The sequence below is a fragment of the Marinobacter bohaiensis genome, from assembly GCF_003258515.1.
Lineage (GTDB): Bacteria > Pseudomonadota > Gammaproteobacteria > Pseudomonadales > Oleiphilaceae > Marinobacter_A > Marinobacter_A bohaiensis.
Genome location: NZ_QGEH01000003.1, coordinates 354,876 through 371,213 on the forward strand (window position 1 = coordinate 354,876; position 16,338 = coordinate 371,213).

Annotated in this window: 15 protein-coding genes; 7 read left to right on the forward strand and 8 right to left on the reverse strand. The window is 65.6% G+C overall.

Going from position 1 to position 16,338, the window contains the following annotated elements; translation table 11 throughout:
• Positions 1 to 2: 2 nt before the first annotated feature.
• Positions 3 to 2,972, reverse strand: a complete 2,970-nt coding sequence (locus DKK67_RS16455; RefSeq protein WP_111497589.1) for a DUF3857 domain-containing protein — start codon at positions 2,970 to 2,972, stop codon at positions 3 to 5.
• 142 nt (positions 2,973 to 3,114) lie between these two features.
• Positions 3,115 to 4,560, reverse strand: a complete 1,446-nt coding sequence (locus tag DKK67_RS16460; RefSeq protein WP_111497590.1) for an amidase — start codon at positions 4,558 to 4,560, stop codon at positions 3,115 to 3,117.
• Positions 4,561 to 4,744: 184 nt separating this feature from the next.
• Here DKK67_RS16460 and DKK67_RS16465 point away from each other — a divergent pair, with 184 nt between their 5' ends.
• The 6 genes from DKK67_RS16465 to lnt all read left to right on the forward strand — a co-directional run bounded on the left by DKK67_RS16465 (position 4,745) and on the right by lnt (position 9,518).
• Positions 4,745 to 5,350, forward strand: a complete 606-nt coding sequence (locus DKK67_RS16465; protein ID WP_111497591.1) for a methyltransferase family protein — start codon at positions 4,745 to 4,747, stop codon at positions 5,348 to 5,350.
• Positions 5,347 to 6,225, forward strand: a complete 879-nt coding sequence (locus DKK67_RS16470; protein ID WP_111497592.1) for an Nmad3 family putative nucleotide modification protein — start codon at positions 5,347 to 5,349, stop codon at positions 6,223 to 6,225. Before DKK67_RS16465 ends, DKK67_RS16470 begins: the two co-directional genes overlap by 4 nt.
• A gap of 53 nt (positions 6,226 to 6,278) precedes the next feature.
• The gene (locus DKK67_RS16475) at positions 6,279 to 6,998 is read left to right on the forward strand and encodes an AzlC family ABC transporter permease (protein WP_111497593.1); all 720 of its coding nucleotides are present in this window, start codon (positions 6,279 to 6,281) and stop codon (positions 6,996 to 6,998) included.
• Entirely contained in the window at positions 6,988 to 7,299 is a 312-nt protein-coding gene (locus DKK67_RS16480; protein WP_111497594.1) for an AzlD family protein, read from the forward strand. The genes DKK67_RS16475 and DKK67_RS16480 overlap by 11 nt, the downstream gene beginning before the upstream one ends.
• Before the next feature lie 117 nt (positions 7,300 to 7,416).
• Positions 7,417 to 7,944, forward strand: a complete 528-nt coding sequence (locus DKK67_RS16485; protein ID WP_111497595.1) for a hypothetical protein — start codon at positions 7,417 to 7,419, stop codon at positions 7,942 to 7,944.
• The gene (lnt, locus tag DKK67_RS16490; RefSeq protein ID WP_111497596.1) at positions 7,941 to 9,518 is read left to right on the forward strand and encodes an apolipoprotein N-acyltransferase; all 1,578 of its coding nucleotides are present in this window, start codon (positions 7,941 to 7,943) and stop codon (positions 9,516 to 9,518) included. Before DKK67_RS16485 ends, lnt begins: the two co-directional genes overlap by 4 nt.
• Here the strand turns inward: lnt and DKK67_RS16495 are convergent.
• From DKK67_RS16495 to djlA, 4 genes are all read right to left on the reverse strand, one after another.
• Positions 9,460 to 10,284, reverse strand: coding sequence for a lipase secretion chaperone (locus tag DKK67_RS16495; RefSeq protein ID WP_111497597.1), 825 nt, complete (start codon positions 10,282 to 10,284; stop codon positions 9,460 to 9,462). The genes lnt and DKK67_RS16495 overlap by 59 nt on opposite strands.
• 9 nt (positions 10,285 to 10,293) lie before the next feature.
• The gene (locus tag DKK67_RS16500; protein WP_111497598.1) at positions 10,294 to 11,340 is read right to left on the reverse strand and encodes an AraC family transcriptional regulator; all 1,047 of its coding nucleotides are present in this window, start codon (positions 11,338 to 11,340) and stop codon (positions 10,294 to 10,296) included.
• 158 nt (positions 11,341 to 11,498) lie between these two features.
• Positions 11,499 to 12,311: a poly(ethylene terephthalate) hydrolase family protein gene (locus tag DKK67_RS16505; protein WP_228160679.1), complete on the reverse strand. Its 813-nt coding sequence runs from the start codon at positions 12,309 to 12,311 to the stop codon at positions 11,499 to 11,501.
• Between the two features lie 236 nt (positions 12,312 to 12,547).
• Positions 12,548 to 13,327 (reverse strand): co-chaperone DjlA, encoded by a 780-nt coding sequence (djlA, locus tag DKK67_RS16510; RefSeq protein WP_111497599.1) that lies wholly within the window; start codon positions 13,325 to 13,327, stop codon positions 12,548 to 12,550.
• A 150-nt stretch (positions 13,328 to 13,477) separates the two neighbouring features.
• Between djlA and DKK67_RS16515 the strand changes: the two genes are divergently transcribed.
• A complete protein-coding gene (locus DKK67_RS16515) occupies positions 13,478 to 13,930 on the forward strand; it encodes a DUF4124 domain-containing protein (RefSeq protein WP_162628856.1) in 453 nt (150 codons plus the stop codon).
• 55 nt (positions 13,931 to 13,985) lie between these two features.
• Here DKK67_RS16515 and DKK67_RS16520 read toward each other — a convergent pair whose 3' ends face one another.
• Both DKK67_RS16520 and DKK67_RS16525 read right to left on the reverse strand, forming a co-directional pair.
• On the reverse strand, positions 13,986 to 15,569 hold the full coding sequence (locus tag DKK67_RS16520) for a hypothetical protein (RefSeq protein ID WP_111497601.1): 1,584 nt from the start codon (positions 15,567 to 15,569) through the stop codon (positions 13,986 to 13,988).
• Positions 15,570 to 15,732: 163 nt separating this feature from the next.
• On the reverse strand, positions 15,733 to 16,296 hold the full coding sequence (locus DKK67_RS16525; protein ID WP_111497602.1) for a gamma-glutamylcyclotransferase: 564 nt from the start codon (positions 16,294 to 16,296) through the stop codon (positions 15,733 to 15,735).
• Between the last annotated feature and the right edge of the window lie 42 nt (positions 16,297 to 16,338).

The following is a 16,338-nucleotide window of genomic DNA, read 5'->3' on the forward strand; positions in this document are numbered from 1 at the left end:
CCTCACATGGCGGTTTGCTGCAAACCGTTCCAGCGGGCCCGGAGGGCCTTGGAGAAACGCCGGTCGCCGGCCTTTTCGGTGCTCAGCAACAGCATGAAGTAGCTGCCATCGTTGCGGATCACCTGGATCGCGGTGGGGTTGGTGAAGTCGCCGGGTGTGACCCGCAGGTCCGCGATATCACTGTAGCGGGCGGTCTCCATGTGAAAGCGCGCGTTCGTGTCCGACCAGTAGGAGAACACGCCCCGGTCGGTCAGGCCGTTGCCGTCCTCGGTGTAGTCGAACACCCCCTGGGAATAGAACTGCAGCAGCGTCTCGTCCGGCGCCAGGAGCTTGTGGCGGTCCAGGAACAGGCGCGTCTTCGCGGGCAGGTCGCTGCCGGCCATCACGTGATTGGGCGGGAGCAGGTACGTGGCGGTGCCGACGTCGTAACTGAACAGGGCTATGAAGAACAGCGCCAGGATGCCGTGGCGCGGGCGCCAGCGGGAATTGAAGCGGAACCGCTCGGTATCGCCCTCAATCCGGTTGAAGTGGCGCTGCAACGGCAGCAGGCACAGGATCGACAGGGTCAGCCCGGCGTAGGAAACCAGGATGTTGTCCCGGGCCAGCAGGGCGTTGAAGATGAAATAGCCCAGGGCCAGCAGCACGATGGCGGCGCGTCCCAGGGTCAGGGCGGGCTGCTCTTCATGGTCCTTGCGGGCGTCGGCGTAGAGCCCGTAGAGGGTGAAGCCGAGAAAGAATCCCCGCGCCCAGGCCCACAGGCTGCGGCCGTCCCGCTCCCGGATATAGGCCCAGTTGCGGTAGGCCCAGAAGATCGAGTAGCAGCCCAGGGAGAGCAGGTTCAGCGCCACGAACTTGGCGGTTGAGACCGGATAGTAGCGGCCTTGCGGAACGGCTTTTTCCCGGCCCCGGTCGATCACGTAATCCACGATGCCCGCCACAATCAACAGCAGCACCAGCGATACGCCGATGATCCAGGGGGCCATCGACGACGGGGGTGCCTCGTCCATCTGCTCCAGGCCGTAATAGCGCAGGCTGTTGACCCGTTTGAGGTCGTCCAGGTAGGTGGTCATGTCGTTCGCCGGCACGTATCCGGCGTGGGAGTCCAGCCGATGACTGACTGTCAGGTGCCCGTCGACAAAGGTGACGTCGCGTCGGAAATCGAAAAAGGCGTTGCGAACCTGTTCGTGCTCCTCCGACAGGTTCCAGTCGCCGTTCAGGTCCACGGTCAGGGCCTGCTGCAGCTGGATCGGATGGTACAGCGCGTAGGGTGATTCGCGCCGTTGCACTTCCGGCGCGTAGAGGAAGTCGCTGACCAGGTCGCCGTCCAGCCAGGCGGTGCGGCTGCCGGCTTCGGCGTCGTCCTGCCAGATGTTGGGGACGCGATAATGCTCCTCGATCACCACCCGGTTGTGCTCGGGATCGTCGCGGAAGGTGGTGGGCGCGATGCGCTCCAGACCCGGATAGAGGTTGGCGTAGTAGTTCAGGTAATCCTCGTGGAACTGCTTGCCGGAGCGGGCCACCCGTCCGCGCATGTAGCTCGCTTCACTGCCGCCCATTTCCGTAACGATGGTCAGTTCCGCCGGGGCATCGGCGTCTTCCGGGAGCACCAGGTGCTGGGTGACGTGCTGGCGCGGCATGGCCGTGGGCGGAATTTCCGGTTCGATCACCTGGGGCCGCCCCGGGCCGTCTCCCAGGATCAGGCCGGCGCCGTAGTGCGCCGGTGTGCGATAGGGCAGGGCACCGCGCTGGTGGGTGTGGGTGCCGTCCAGCCAGAAGACCTGGTCGCCCAGCTGCGCCCGGGTGATGACGTGGTCGAACACCAGCGGCGTGGGCGGCTCGTCCGCAACGGTTTGCCGCAGGCCGGTGTCCACCAGGACCGCGTTGGCCTTGATCCCCAGCAGACGCAGAAGGGTGTTGAGCAGAACCGTCTTGTCCTTGCAGTCGCCAAAGCGGCGCTGGAGCGTGACCGCCGGTGATGTGGGGCGGTGCGAGCCTTCGCCCAGTTCGATACCGACGTAGCGGATCTCCTGCTGTACAAAAGCGAGGGCCGCCTCCAGTCGGGCTTCATCGGAGGCGTGCGCGTCGCGGATCCGCTCCGCCAGGGCCTCTACCGCGGCGCCGGGATCGTCGGGCGTCCGGAACAGGTCGGTGGCCCAGGCGTGCACGGCCGGCCAGTCGGCGAACTGGCTCAGGGTCAGTACAGTCCGTGACGAATACCAGGCGGGCGCCTCGCTGTCGCTGGTGCGCGCCGGCACGTTGTCCTGTTGGTAGTGGTACTCGATGGTTCCGCCCTGGCGCTGTTCGTCCAGCACTGCGCGCTTCGGCCGGGCTTCGAGGGTCAGTGGGGCGTCGGCTGGCGTCAGGATGCGAAGCGACTGGCGCGCCAGCGGCACGCTCCACTGCAGCGGGTAGAAGGAGGAAAAATGGCCGCCGAAAACCGGGTTGTCGCCGATGATCGAGTAGCTGTACTCCACGGTATCGCCCACCCGCAGGTCGTCCAGCACGGTATGCACGGTCAGGGTGCCGTTGTACATCTGCCGTTCCAGGTCCGACTCGCGCTGGTACACCTCGAAGCGGGCGTCGGCCAGCCGGTCGAGCACCTGGCCCTGACGGTGGATGCGGATGCGATGGATGACGATGGACTCGTAGTCCGGATCGTAGGTCATCGACAGGGAGCTGTTGTCCTGCAGGCCCTCGGCGTTGCGGATGTGGTTGGCAATGTGGGTGAACTGCTGCGGCTGGGCCCCGGTCAGGTTGACCTGCTCATCGAACAGCAGCACGTCCGTGCTCCCGGATTCCGCCTCGCCGTCCGGTTCACTGGCGGGAATGGCAACGGGCTCCACCCAGTCCGGCGTCGGGCCTGTGGGGACCTGGGCGCTCCAGGCCGGCACGGCGGTGATCAGCAGCAGACAGAACAGAACGCGGACAACAATCGGCAGGCCGGCATACGGCAACGCGGGGCGGGGTCTCATTCCTTGATAACCTATGTTCAACAGCGGGACTGGCAGGCCGGTAAAAACCGGCCGATGCCAACGACATGCCCTGAAAGGCACGGGTTGATCTTAGCACGCGATGACGGTCGCAGTGCTGCCGATCCGCGCCGGTGTGATGCGGTTACGATTTGGACGCGGCCAGTCGCTGGATCGCTGGCCAGTCGCCGGCTGCTTCCAGCTCAAAGGCCAGTTCCAGCAAGTCCCGTTCCCGGCCATGCCGGGCGGACAGGTGCACGCCGATGGGCAGGTGATCCGGGCCCAGTCCACCCGGCAGACTGATGGCCGGAGCACCGCTGGCGTTGGCCAGGGGCGTGAAGCTGACGTAGTGCCGCAGGCGTTCGAACAGGGTATCGAAATCCTGCTCTGGGCTCAGGTAACCCAGGCGCGGTGTGGTGTGCCCCAGGGTCGGCGACAGCACCGCGTCGACACCGAGCCGCTGCAGACCTTCCCGGTATTCCGTTTCACTACGCCGGAGTCGCCACAGGGTGCCGGGTAACCGATGGGCACTGCGGGTAAAGCGTCGGGACAGACCGCGCGTGAGGTTGTCGACCTGCGCTGGATCAAAGCCGGGTCCCAGCAGACCTTTGCCAGCGCGCGCCACCATGAACGCCAGGAACGCCCAATAATGGGCGAAATCCTCGGCAAAGCTCGGGGGCACCGGCACGCTCATCGGCTGGATGCGATGACCCGACGCCTCCAGTTGCTGCGCCACCTGCTCCACGGCCTCGCGGGTGACCGCATCGGTCGGGTGGCCGGTCACGGAATCCAGCACCAGTCCGATGGTCAGACGCCGTCGACCCGGACCCAGCACCTCGCCCACCGCCGGCAGGCGTGGGTTGGCGAAGTAGCGTTCCGCCTCGGCCAGGAAACCGGCCGTATCCCGTACGCTGCGGGTGACCACACCTTCGCCGATCAGGTTGACCGGCAGAGTCTTGGCCGGAACGCCGTCCACCAGGCGCCCGCGCGTGGGCTTGAGCCCGACCAGTCCGCAGCAGGCCGCCGGAATCCGGATCGAGCCGCCGCCGTCGTTGGCGTGGGCGATGGGCACCACCCCAGCCGCCACCAGCGCCGCCGCGCCACCGGAGGACGCGCCGCAGGAATAGGCGGGGTTCCAGGGGTTACGGGTCGCCGGGGCGTGGACCGGTTCGGTGCTGGCGTTGAAACCGAACTCCGGCAGGCTGCTCTTGCCCAGGTTGACCATCCCCTGGGCCAGTAACTGGCGGGCGAAGGCGTGGTTGTGACGGGCCGGCCGGGGGGAAACGGCGCGGGAGCCGTGTCCGGTGGGCAGTCCGGCCACATCGGTGTTGTCCTTGATCAGCGTCGGCACGCCGGCAAAGCGGCCGTGTACCGGCTGTGATGCCTGTTGCAGGGCGCGCCCGAAATCCGCTGTGGCGATGGCGTGCAACAGGGGCTCGACGGCCCCGGCCCGTTCAATGGCGGCGGCGACCGCTTCCCGGGCGCTGATCTCGCCGCGGTGGATGCACCGGGCCAGACCGGTAGCGTCGAGTTCGCCCAGGGCATCGTCGCCAAAAGCGGAGACCGGTGAGGGACACTGCTGTACGGTCATGGACGGTCCTGCTGGTATTATTGGTGTGGTCTTTTACTCTATCGAAACCCGGGGCGTGCCTGAATGTCATTAAGGGCAGTCGACGATCAAGCGAAGCCGCGTCGCGGTTTCCCAATGCGGCAATAACCGTTAGGCTCTGTTGCCCCTTAACAGACCGCTTGCAAAACGGAGACTTCGAACAGGCATGGAATCAGTTGAACCGCTGGTCAGGCATTTCCTCGGCATCTATTTCCTGATGATCGGCCTGCATTACACCAGCCGCAGCCTGGGCCTGTTCGAGCGCATGCGCTTTTCCCACATCCACTATGGCAAACGGGGCAGCGGCACCTGGTGGCACCGCCACACGTTTAATGTCTTCCGCGCCAGCATCCTGGCAATTTGCCTGATCCGGATCGTCTTCGACATCGATCCCTGGCTGGGAGTGCTATCGTGGCTGTATCAGCCGGCGGTGCTGCTGACCGGCGCGCTGTTGCTGCTGGCGTCCTTCTCGTTGGTGGATTACGTGCAGGCCTACATGCACCAGGACTGGCGTTCCGGCATTGACGAAACCCACCACGGCCACCTGATCACCAGCGGCCCGTTCCGGCGCTCGCGTAACCCGCTGTTCATGGCGATCATGCTGGGCCAGTTGGGCTTCTTCCTGGCGTTGCCCAGCGTCTTCTCGCTGATCTGCCTGGTGATCGGCGTCGTCGTCCTGATGCGTCAGGCCCGGTCTGAAGAGCGCACGCTGGTCCGGCTTTACGGTGACGCCTACCAGGAATACCTCGCCCGGGTGCCACGCTGGTTATGACACCGCGCCGCATCATTTTCAGCCGCAAGGGGTTCGATTCCAGTTCCGGCGGCTGCCCCAGCCCGATCCTGCCGGATGGCCGACTGCTGTCGCTGCCGATTCCCGATACCCGCTCCAGCGTGACGTTCGGCGATATCGACCATCACGGCATCCGCCTGGGCGATCCGGTCGCCCAGTTGACCCGCCACAAGCTCAATGCCGGCAGCGGCGCCCACATCGACCCGGACATCAATGCCCGGGCCCTGCCGCGCCAACCCGGCTGGCGTGGGCTCTTTGGCCAGAGCGGCGCCGCCCAGGGGCATCTGAAGAACCAGGGCATTGCCCCGGGGGATCTGTTCGTTTTCTTCGGCCTGTTCCGTCCGGCGCTCGTCACCGACGACGGCTGGCGATTCGACCCCGCCGAACCGGCCCGCCACGTCATCTGGGGCTGGTTGCAGATCGGCGAGATCGCCGCCGTGGATGAAGCGTCGCCAGCCGTGCGCGCCTGGGCGGATTACCATCCCCATTTCCGCTGGCAGGGGGACGCCAGCAACACGCTCTACCTGGCGGCGGACCATCTCGACCTGGGGGAGGCTGAGCAGAAGTTGCCTGGCGCGGGCTGGTTCGAGCGTCACCGGGCGTCGCTTCAGCTCACCGATCGTCGTGCGACGCGCCCCGGTATCTGGGCCCTGCCGCGCTGGTTCCATCCGCGCGACGGCAAGGTGCCGCTGACCTACCACAGCCGGGCGGACCGCTGGCAGCGGGAGACGCACCGTGTCGTTCTGCAGGCGGTGGCGCGCGGACAGGAGTTTGTGCTGGACACGACGGATTACCCGGAAGCCCTGCCGTGGGTCCGATGCATTATCCGCTCCAACGCCGGGGCCGATTGCGGGTGATGCTTCGGGAACTACCTATTCGTTTGCGCCCGTGACTTAATTAGCTTGCCTAAATGAACCCATCTGCTGAAACGACATACCGGCTCCAGCCCGCCCAGGTCCGGTCCGAATTCCTGCGCCTGTTGCCCATCTCCCTGTTCGTGGTGGCCTTCGGCGCCGCCTTCGGCCTGGCGGCCGTGCAGAAAGGCATCGTGCCGCTGGAAGCCACGCTGATGAGCGTGCTGGTGTTCGCCGGTGCCTCACAGTTTGCCGCGCTCGAACTCTGGGGCGACCAGGTGGCCCTGTTGCCGTTGATGGCCATCACGTTCGCCATCAACTCCCGCCATATCCTGATGGGCGCCTCGCTCTATCCCATGCTGCGCCAGATGCGCACGCCCCAGCGCTACGGCATCCTGCTGGTGCTGTCCGACGCCAACTGGGCGATCGCCGCCCAGGACTACCAGAACGGCCGGCGCAACCTGGAAGTGATTCTCGGAGGCGGTGCGGCGCTGTGGGTGGCCTGGCTGATCGGCACGTTGCTGGGCGTCTACTTTGGCGGCTTGTTGCAGGATCCCAAGAGCCTGGGTCTGGACATGGTGCTGGGCTGTTTCCTGCTGGCCATGGCGCTGGGCGGCCGCAAGAACCCGCGGGTGCTGGTGGCCTGGGCCGTAGCGGCCGGCGCGGCGATGGCGGCCTACTGGTGGCTGCCGCCGCACACCCACGTGGTGGTGGGCGCGCTGGCCGGCGGTGTGGTGGGTTTCTTCTGGCTGGAGCGCACGTCCGATGAGCATTGAGACCACCGAACTGGGCGTACTGGCCATCATCGCCGTCATGGCGCTGGTGACCCTGGCCACCCGCTGGGGCGGGCCTTTCCTCATGTCCTACGTGCGCATCAACCCGCGCATCGAGAGTTTTATCAACACCATGGCCAGCTCGGTGCTGATCGCCATACTCACGCCGATGGCCATCACCGGCGACCTGGGCGCACGCCTGGCATTGGGTACGACCGCGGCGATGATGCTGATCCTGCACAAGCCATTGCCGGCCATTGCCGCCGGTGTCGCGGCGGCTGCGGGGGCGCGTTACTTTTTCTGAGCCTTCCCTGGGTAACATGAGTCGCCAAACCGCGCGCCGGCGCGAGACTCGTGTTACCTGTCCGCTGGTCGGCCCCTGCTAGGATAGCCGGATCGCACTGCTTGCGCCGGACGTTCCATGGATGACGATGGCCAAACCGCACGCCTGATCCCGCCCCTGACCCTCATCGCGCTTCTGGGCATCGCCGGCTTCGCGGTGCCCGCGAGGCCGTTGCATACCGCAGCCGGGCAGGTTGCGGCCCCCTGGCCACATGAGACCAGCCCGACCATCGACGGCGCCGCCCTCGATCGTCTGATGGCGCGCCTACCGCTGGATTCGCAGGGGCAGCTGATTCGCGATGCCCGCACTATGGAAGCGTTGGGAGCCGCTACCGGCGGTTTCGGTGAGTCCATCGACGACAAGGCGGCCCGGCGCCTGCGTTTCCTGCTGAGCAAGGGGCTGCCCGGGCCGGCGGGCGACCAGGCCGGGGATTTACTGCTTCGTTACAACACCTATCGCCTGGCCCTCGGGGAAAGGGCGTCCCCCGTTTCCCAGACTGAACGCGAGCGTTTGCAGCGGCGCGTGTTCGGCGTATCCGACGCGGAGGCACTGTTCCGGCAGCACAACGCCATGATGAAGGCCTTGTCCGGCGAGCCCGGACCATGATCGGGCGCCGCTCGGCGGGCATCCGCGACTTTCTGCTGGCGGCCCTCTCCGGGCTGCTTCTGGCCTTGCCCTACGTCGATCGGGAGCTGTTCCTGCTGGGCTGGATCGGCTTCGTGCCGCTGCTTTGGACGTTGCACGACAAGCGCCCGGCGCAGGCGTATCGGCTGGGGCTGGTGTGCGGCCTGGTGCTCTACGGGGTCGGCGCCTGGTGGATTGTCGGCTTCCTGCAGCGGCTTTGGTCGCCGGGACTGCCTCTGACCGTGCTTCTGTCTGTCCTGTTCTGGCTCTACAGCGCCCAACTGATCGCTCTGCTGATGCTGGCTTTCCAGTGGCTTCGCCTGCGTACGGGCTGGTCCGCGTTGCTGCTGTTCCCACCCCTGGTGGTGCTGTTCTTCGGCTATTTCCCGATGCTGTTCCAGGCCCAGTTGGGGGAAAGCCAGAGCGCCTTTCTCGTGGCGCTGCAGGGGACCTCGGTGGTGGGCGTCAGCGGCCTGGACGCCATGATGGCGCTGGTCAGCGTGTTGATCCTGCGCTGGCTGACGGGGCCCCGGGCGCCCTGGCACGATCCAGTCAGCGTGATCGCGACGCTGCTGCCCATGGTCTGGCTGGTGTGGGGCGCCGTCAGTCTCGGGCACTGGGATGAGCGGGTGGCGGAGTCGCCGACCGAAAGGGTAGGCGTCGTCCAGACAAACACCGGGCTGAACAGCGCCCGTCAGGCACCGGGCTATACCGCAAGCTATCCCCGAGCCATGGCCCTTTCAGCCGCGTTGGCACGGGCCGGCGCTGATCTGGTGGTCTGGCCCGAAGCCCGCGACAACCGCTATTTTCAGGAGCCCCGGGTGGCTGCGGCGCTGCGCCGGGAAACCGCGCGCCTGTCGACGGCCATCCTGCTGCAGGGCATGGAATACGTTGACGGAGCGGCGGGCCGTGCGGAACACAACAGCACCGTGCTGATCGATTCCGGGGGGCGGGAGCAAGGTCGCTACCGCAAGATCCGGCGGGTCGCCTTCGGTGAGTATCTGCCGTTGCTGGAGCGATTTCCGTCGGCCCGGCGCTGGGTTCGCGGGCAGTTGGGAGAGTTTTTCACTCAGGTGGCGCCCGGAAACGGGCCGGAGCGTTTTAGGGCCGATGCGATCACGGTGATCCCGCTGATCTGCTACGAAGCGTTGTTTCCCGTGCTGGTCGCCGATGCCGCCCGGGGACGGGAGGCGCGGGAGCTGTTGGTCGTGGTGTCCAACAACGTCTGGTTCGGCCCCAGCCGGCAGCCGCACCAGCACCTGAATGCCTCCGTCCTGAGGGCGGTGGAGAACCGCCGCCCCCTGTTGCACGTGATCAACAATGGCCCGTCGGCGCTGATCCTGCCGTCCGGGCGGCGCCTGTTCCAGTCGGAATACGGCGAGGCGGGCGCCTACTGGATCGATGCGCCGCTGAGCGAGGACGCCACCGACAGCGTCTATACCCGGAGTCCGCGGTTGCTGCCGTGGGTATTCGGCCTGCTGCTGGCCGCTGCGATCATCAGGGCGTTGTGGGCGGCGTCATGGCGTCAGCCAGCGATGCCGGTAAATCGCTCCTGAGCGCCTCCTGGCGAGCCAGGCGCTGTTGCGGAGTCAGTAATGGGTTGGCCTGCAGGCGCATACTCGCCAGGGTGTAGCGCATCAGGGACTCAGCGTCGCCGTAGAGCGCCGTGGCGAGATCCGCGCCCAGATACGTACGGCGCAGTTGATGGATCTGCCGATAGTTCGCCTCCAGTCGGTCCAGGCCCGCATGCCGCCCCAGCGTATCCCGGATTTCCCGGTAGGCGTTGCTGTAGCGGTAGAAACGTTCGGCGACGGCCGCCGCCTGCCGCCCGGCCTCGTCTTGCAGGCCGGCTTCGATCAGGTTCTGCAGGTCCTGGAAGCGGGCTTCATTCAACGCATGGTCCCGGTTGAGGAAGGCGGCCTCCAGGGTTTCCCGGGCTTGGTGGTCCAGTAACAGGCGCCCGTTGTCGTCGTGATTGAGCCGGCTCAGGGCGTTGGCGACGGCGTCCAGGTTGAAGTCCGCTTCCGTGTCGGTCACCGGCGCTGCCGACTTCGGCGTCGATCCCTGAACGGTCGTGCGTCGGGCGTCCTGGCTCGCCGGCACGATCGCCGGGCGATACCCCGTCTCCGGCTTGCCGCCAACGGATGTTGCTTCGTGTGCCCTTTGCGCGGGCGTTATCCAGGCCAGCCCGGCCAGCGTGATGGTGATGACCAGGCAAAGGGGAACGGCCAGCGCCAGGCTGAGCCGGATGGCGCGATGCCGCTCCCGCCGGTTCTGGCGGGCCTGTTCCTGCTGCTGGTCGCTACGACGGTCGGGATGCATATCGGCGACCTAACCCATCACGTCCCGCATCTCGCTGATGGTCGCGCCGCTCCAGTTCTTGACGGCACGACGCAGGCTGGAAGCGCATGAGAACCCGGTCAGTTCGGACACGTCTTCCACGCTGAGGCGGGAACAGCGCAGCTGGTGGGATGCGATCTCCATGCGGACCTCATGCAGCAGTTTGCGGAAGCTGGTCTGTTCGGCGTTCAGTCGCCGGCTCAGGCTTCTTGGCGTCACATTCATCTGGCCGGCCACCTGCCCAAGCTGCAGATCGGGTCTGAAGTGCGCGCGAATGTGCCAGCGCACCCGATCCGCAAAGGTGACCGTGCGGGACAGGCTGCTCAGTTCGGTTTCGCATTGGCGGACGATCTGATCGAAGGCGCGCTGGCGTAGACGCCGGAAGCGCTTGAACACCAGCTCAAGGTGGCCGGAAATGGTCGACGCCTCGCAGCCGAAGGTGATCGAGTCGCAGGGCAGGGACTGGTAAGGCGCCAGCGATTCGGGCTGCGGGTCCGTGAGTCGCACATGGACAGAGGGATCGTTCACCGACTTGTTGCCGCACAGGTCCCAGATACGCAGGCTGATGGCAAGCCGGAAATCGAGAATGAAACGGCGCATGACCGGGTCGTCTTCGCAGGCGGTGGCGTAGTCGAGCGGTTCGAAGACCCGGTTGTTGGCGTCCAGGTAGGAGTTGGGCTGGGCGGCCGCCTGGGTGTAGAAGGGCTGGGCGGTCACCATGTAGCGGCGAAAGGCTTCGGCGGCATCCTTCAGGTTGGTGCTGCAGTAAACCACGAACCCCACCGGCCCCCAGTAGGTCCAGTCAAACCGCATGCCCACCTCGAGCCCCAGGCCGGGCCGGTCGCATTGGCGAATGCCATTGCCGATCAGGGCGTGCAACTGGTTGTAGCTGATGCGCACGTCCTGCATGTCGAACAGGGCCGGTGTCACGCCGGTGCCGCGCAGCAGATCGTTCTGCTGCGCGCCCAGTCGCTCGAACGCTTCGATGAAGCCGAGAGGGTGTCGGTGCAGCGGGATCACTCGGGCGTCGAAGTCCATGGCAAGCCTCCCTGGCTTTGATGTCTTCTTGTTGTTCTCACGTCTGTTGCCGGCGCGGCGTCTGATCCAGAGCGCCGCGAACCGGCGGGCCAGGCTCCGTCGAAAACCGGAGTCTGGCCCGCGCTTGTCGGCTGTGTCCGTTTGGACCTACGTCTTTCTCAGAGCCCTTTGCTTTCCACGTCCCAGTCGCTCAGGTCACAGACCACGCACGGGCCGGTGAACAGGTCGGCGGCATCGGCATCGCCGGTGAGCTGGTAGAGCCACCAGGCGGTGGTGAGGCCGCGGAAATCCCCGAAGTCGCCCACGGGTTCGAAGTGGCCGGCTCCATCCAGCGTAGCCCAGAATACGGGGACGTCGACGCGCAGATAGACCGGCTGCTGGTTGAGGGTGGGACCGGCCAGGGTGTCATCGGAGCCGGAGAGTAGCAGCATCGGTGCGGTTTGCTGGTACTGGGACGAGGTTTCGTGGCCCAGGCCCAGGATATAGGGCTGCACTGGCGCCGTGGCGGTGATTCGGGCATCCCGGGCCGCCATGATGGTGCCGCCGCCGCCCTGGGAGTGGCCGGAGGCGCCGACGTTGGAGAAGTCGAGCTGGTCGGAATAGCTGGCGTTTTCCAGGTAGTCCAGGCAGTCCAGCATCTCCTCGCCGGAGCCGGCGTTGCTGGTGTTGGCGGCGGCCACTACAAAGCCCCAGGAAGCCCAGTGCTCCAGGCCGTCGCCGTAGGTGGATGGGGTGCCGCCGGTGCCGTTGCCCCAGAGAATCACCGGATGGTCGTCCTGCAGGCTGGCCGGTCGGTAGATGGTGCAGGACAGGCCGCCGGCCTGGGTTGTGGTGTTGAACGGGCCGGTTTCCTCGTAGGGCGCGAGCGAGTCCCCGCCCGGGGTCATGGCCAGGGCGTTACCACACAGGATCAGACTGCTAACGGCGCCGATGGCCGCGATCCGCATCGATTGAAGAGCGTACGATTGCATTGTTATTCCTTCCCTGATGTTGTCTCGATATGGCGTCGTTTCGCCGGAATCGGCCGAAGGTTCGGCGCGACATCGGACAAAACAGTTGCGATTCTAGAAACACCCGGCAGGAGCAGCTATGACGGGAAAAACGCGATTGGCGCGAGGATGGCAGGTCAGGTTGTGTCGAGGAAGTGAACAGGTTTGGGGGCTGGCGGCGCCGACCCGGTTGGCCGGCACCGCGCCCCGGTGAGCGATCAACTGGCGCGGGCGGCCTTGATCACGTCGTAGGCGTTGGAGATCTCGCGGGTCTTTTCCTCGGCCATTTCCCGCATGCTTTCGGGCAGGCCGCGGCCGGCGAGTTTGTCCGGGTGGTTCTGGCTCATCAGCTTGCGGTAGGCGCGCTTGAGCTCGGCGTCGCTGACGTCCTCCGACACGCCCAGCACCTTGTAGGCATCCGCCAGTTGCTGGCCGCGCGGTGGTGCTCCGGCGGCGCCACCGGCACCGTGGCTGCGGGCGCCACGCAGCATGGCTTCGAGCTGGTCGATCTGGGATTCCGGCAGGCCCAGCTTGCGGGCAATGCGCAGCAGCATCTGGTGTTCGGCCGGGTGCAGCTCGCCGTCGGCGGCCACGGCCGATACCTGCACCTGCAGGAACATCTGCAGCAGCGCACGCTGGCCACGGGTCACCCGCAGCAGCTGGTCCAGTTCGGCGTCCAGATCGAAATCGTCTTCCTTGCCCCGGCGGAACGCGGCCTTGGCCAGTTCACGCTGCTCGCCGGACAGGCGCAGGCGGTCGAACAGGGTTTCCGCCACGCGGATCTCTTCCTCGCTCACCACGCCGTCGGCCTTGCAAAGCGCGCCCATGACGGCAAAAGTACTCTGCAGGAACTGGGACTGGATCTGGAACAGGCCGGAGCGCACTTTCTTGCGCAGGGCGTTGCTGATGAAGTAACCGGCGACCGCGCCAATCAGCAGTCCGGGCAGGCGTCCGATCTGGTAGCCGATCAGGCCACCGATAAATATCGCGAAAAACATGCGGTCATCCTATCGTGTTTTATGGTATGCCGGGAGTTACGATACGTTTAAGTGCAACTGCAACCGGTGTTGCCGCGGCGTGAATCGATGCGCCCCGATCGAGGTGGATGCGATGATTCCGGCACACGACTGAATAATCAAGGAAGTTCGATGATATACAAGATCATGGCGGCCGCTTTGATTGCCGTTGCTTCTCCGGCATTACAGGCGGAAGTGTACCAGTGGACGGACGATCAGGGGCGGGTGCATTTCGGCGATCGCCCACCGGAACAGGGCAATGCCCGGACCATGGAGCTGCGCCAGCCCCAGAAGCTGAACGGTGAAGGGGAGAACAATACCCAACGCCTGGACGACCTCGATGACTTCTTCCAGCAGCGCCGGGAGCAGCGCCAGGCCGAGGAGGCGGCCGCCGCCGAACAGTCCGCCCGGGATGCCGAGCGGGCCGAGGCCTGCCGCAGGATGCTGGCGGAGCTTAGACACATGGAAAGCGTTCGGGTGTTCTACGAGCTTAACGATCAGGGCGAGCGGGTTTATATGGACGACGCCGCAGGCGACCGCTACCGCCGTGAATTCCGGCAGAACTACGAAAAACACTGCAACTGAGGGACGGTCGGCCGTAGCGCCGGAACCCCGAAGCTACGGCCTGGGCAGGACCGGATCAGGACGCCGGAAACGCCGTCCAGTCGTCCATCCAGGTGGTCTTGGAGACCGGGTTGATGGCGCCCTGGAAGGTGGCGGATTCGTCGAAGAATTCGCTTTCCGGCGGAGTTTCCGCGTTCATCTGGCGCGAAGTCATGATCGGCTGGAAAGACGGTGAGGTGATGTCCCGCGCGGCCGGCAGCATGGCGCTTTCCACCCGGAAGCGGTTTTTGGCCTGCGGGGTGTGCGTCCACGCCTGCTCGTCGAAGCCGTAATCGTCATCGGAATCGCCGGACTCGGTGCCGCTCTGACCCAGGTTGCCGGTGTTGGCGACAATGTTGTGGGTGAAGGTCAGGGTGCCGGCGCCGGTCAGTGAGGACACTTCATCCCGCAGGTCGATGGCCTCGATGCCGTAGCTGTCCATGATCATGTTGTGGAAGTGGGCGCCGGAGCCTTCGCGAATCACCATGCCCCGGTGTTTCTTGGCGGACAGCCCGCCGCCGACCATGGTGACGTTGTAGAAGGTCGGTTCGGAACGGGGGACGGCGTTGTGGTTGTCGCCGTTGTTGTCACCTTCGAAGCCATTGTCGCCGTCGTCCGGATGCGCCTGGATCACCAGGAACTGGACGCGGCCGGTCCAGCCCCAGTCCCAGTCCAGGCTGTCGTCGCCGGCGCCGGTGATGACGATGTGCTTGAGGTCGGCCTGGCCGCCGAACAGTTCGATGCCGTCGTCCAGTGACCGGTGTACCTGCACGTTCTGGACGATGGTGTTCTGGCCGCATCCGCCCAGGGTCAGGCCGTTCAGCTCGTTGTTCTTGTACACCTCGAAGCCGGCGAACTCGATGCGGGTGTACTCCATCACGCCGCAGCTGTCCTGGCGATCCTCACCGCCGAACAGGCCGCGGGTGTCGCCCTCCGGGATGCCTTCTATCGACGCATTGGGCTGATTGACCGGCGCGTTGCCCAGCAGCACAACGCCGCCCCAGTCACCACGCTTGCGCTTGCCTTCCGCCTGGTTGCTGGAGAACACCACCGGTGCCACGCTGCTGCCACGGGAGAACAGCTTGCTGTCGCGCGTGACGATCAAAGCCGAGCCGCGCTCACCGCGTACGGTGACGCCGCTTTCGATCGTGAGGTTCGCGCCCTGGTCGACGTAGACCTTCTTGTCGAGCACGTAGGTCTTGCCGGACTCCCAGGTGGTGTCGGTGACGATGTCGTCGCTGATGTGCACGGTGCGGTTGTCGAAGTGGGTGAAGCCGACCATCGCGGCGCCGGCGGCCGCTACCGGCAGTGCCCAGGCCAGCACGCGGGAGGCACGGAAGCCGCCTTTACGGCGCGGTTGGGCCGGATCCGTCTGGTAGGTCTGGCGGCGCGATGTGGCCATCAGCGGCTGTCCATCGTCGCTCTGGCGGATTTCACGGACCAGCGCCTTGAGCTCGTCGTCGCCGCCGATGGCGACCCGGTCGAGGATATCCTCACGGTAGGCGGGATCGCGCAGCAGGTTGTTGAGGTGGATGAACTCGACACCCTGGCAGTGTCCCTGGTCCACGGCCCGTTTCAGGCGCCACAGTTTTTCGACGATAAGAGAGGAACTCGCTGACATCTTCACAGCCCTTGTGTCTGGTTGATCCTTGGCGGAACAGGTTTAGCCGGAGGAGCGGCTATTCAGAAAACATCAGAAATAGGGCAGGCAGATGAAGCCGCTGTTACAGCGTGATGGATATCACAGGATTTAACATTGCGATGAGGCGGAGAGGGCGGGCGTGTCAGTCGGCGGTCCGCAGATGACGCTCGATGGCGAAAACGTGCGGGTCGATGTCCGCCAGTTCGCGCAGGGCGTCGGCCAGGCGCAGCAGGTATTCGTCGTTGGGTCCGCTGGGTCCGTGCGAGGCGGCGATCTGGAGGGCGATGTCGCGTTCGTCCGCCGGGCCCAGGAACGCGGCATTGTTCGGTGTGGCGATGTACACCAGGCCGTCGGACTGATCGCCGTCGGCGAAGGTCATGGGCGTCATGAAGCGCAGGTAGCCGTTCTTCTCGCGCACGTCCAGATGGTCGAACACCTCCGGGGCAATGCGGTAGGCCATGCCCTGGCAAACGGCGCCGGCTTCTTCAATCAGCGTGACCACCCGTCCCGGTGCGTCGGGCGTGCCGCGGTGGTCGTGGGAGCCCTGCCAGAAGCGCCGTACCCAGCCTTCGATGGACGCCGGACGGCGTTCCAGGTAGGGGAAGTCGGCCTTGAAGATCAGCGAGCCGTAGCCGAACAGCCAGACGGATTCGCGACCGTCAAAGCGATGGCGCTGGCGATTGATCTCGATGGTGTTGGCGGTCATTGGATGCGTTGAACTCCCGTGGGTGCGGGCTCAGTCTATCAT

Coding starts and splice junctions, on each gene's coding strand:
- DKK67_RS16455 (WP_111497589.1), bottom strand. CDS start 2,972: ATGAGACCCCGCCCCGCGTTGCCGTATGCCGGCCTGCCGATTGTTGTC.
- DKK67_RS16460 (WP_111497590.1), bottom strand. CDS start 4,560: ATGACCGTACAGCAGTGTCCCTCACCGGTCTCCGCTTTTGGCGACGAT.
- DKK67_RS16465 (WP_111497591.1), top strand. CDS start 4,745: ATGGAATCAGTTGAACCGCTGGTCAGGCATTTCCTCGGCATCTATTTC.
- DKK67_RS16470 (WP_111497592.1), top strand. CDS start 5,347: ATGACACCGCGCCGCATCATTTTCAGCCGCAAGGGGTTCGATTCCAGT.
- DKK67_RS16475 (WP_111497593.1), top strand. CDS start 6,279: ATGAACCCATCTGCTGAAACGACATACCGGCTCCAGCCCGCCCAGGTC.
- DKK67_RS16480 (WP_111497594.1), top strand. CDS start 6,988: ATGAGCATTGAGACCACCGAACTGGGCGTACTGGCCATCATCGCCGTC.
- DKK67_RS16485 (WP_111497595.1), top strand. CDS start 7,417: ATGGATGACGATGGCCAAACCGCACGCCTGATCCCGCCCCTGACCCTC.
- lnt (WP_111497596.1), top strand. CDS start 7,941: ATGATCGGGCGCCGCTCGGCGGGCATCCGCGACTTTCTGCTGGCGGCC.
- DKK67_RS16495 (WP_111497597.1), bottom strand. CDS start 10,284: ATGCATCCCGACCGTCGTAGCGACCAGCAGCAGGAACAGGCCCGCCAG.
- DKK67_RS16500 (WP_111497598.1), bottom strand. CDS start 11,340: ATGGACTTCGACGCCCGAGTGATCCCGCTGCACCGACACCCTCTCGGC.
- DKK67_RS16505 (WP_228160679.1), bottom strand. CDS start 12,311: ATGCAATCGTACGCTCTTCAATCGATGCGGATCGCGGCCATCGGCGCC.
- djlA (WP_111497599.1), bottom strand. CDS start 13,327: ATGTTTTTCGCGATATTTATCGGTGGCCTGATCGGCTACCAGATCGGA.
- DKK67_RS16515 (WP_162628856.1), top strand. CDS start 13,478: ATGATATACAAGATCATGGCGGCCGCTTTGATTGCCGTTGCTTCTCCG.
- DKK67_RS16520 (WP_111497601.1), bottom strand. CDS start 15,569: ATGTCAGCGAGTTCCTCTCTTATCGTCGAAAAACTGTGGCGCCTGAAA.
- DKK67_RS16525 (WP_111497602.1), bottom strand. CDS start 16,296: ATGACCGCCAACACCATCGAGATCAATCGCCAGCGCCATCGCTTTGAC.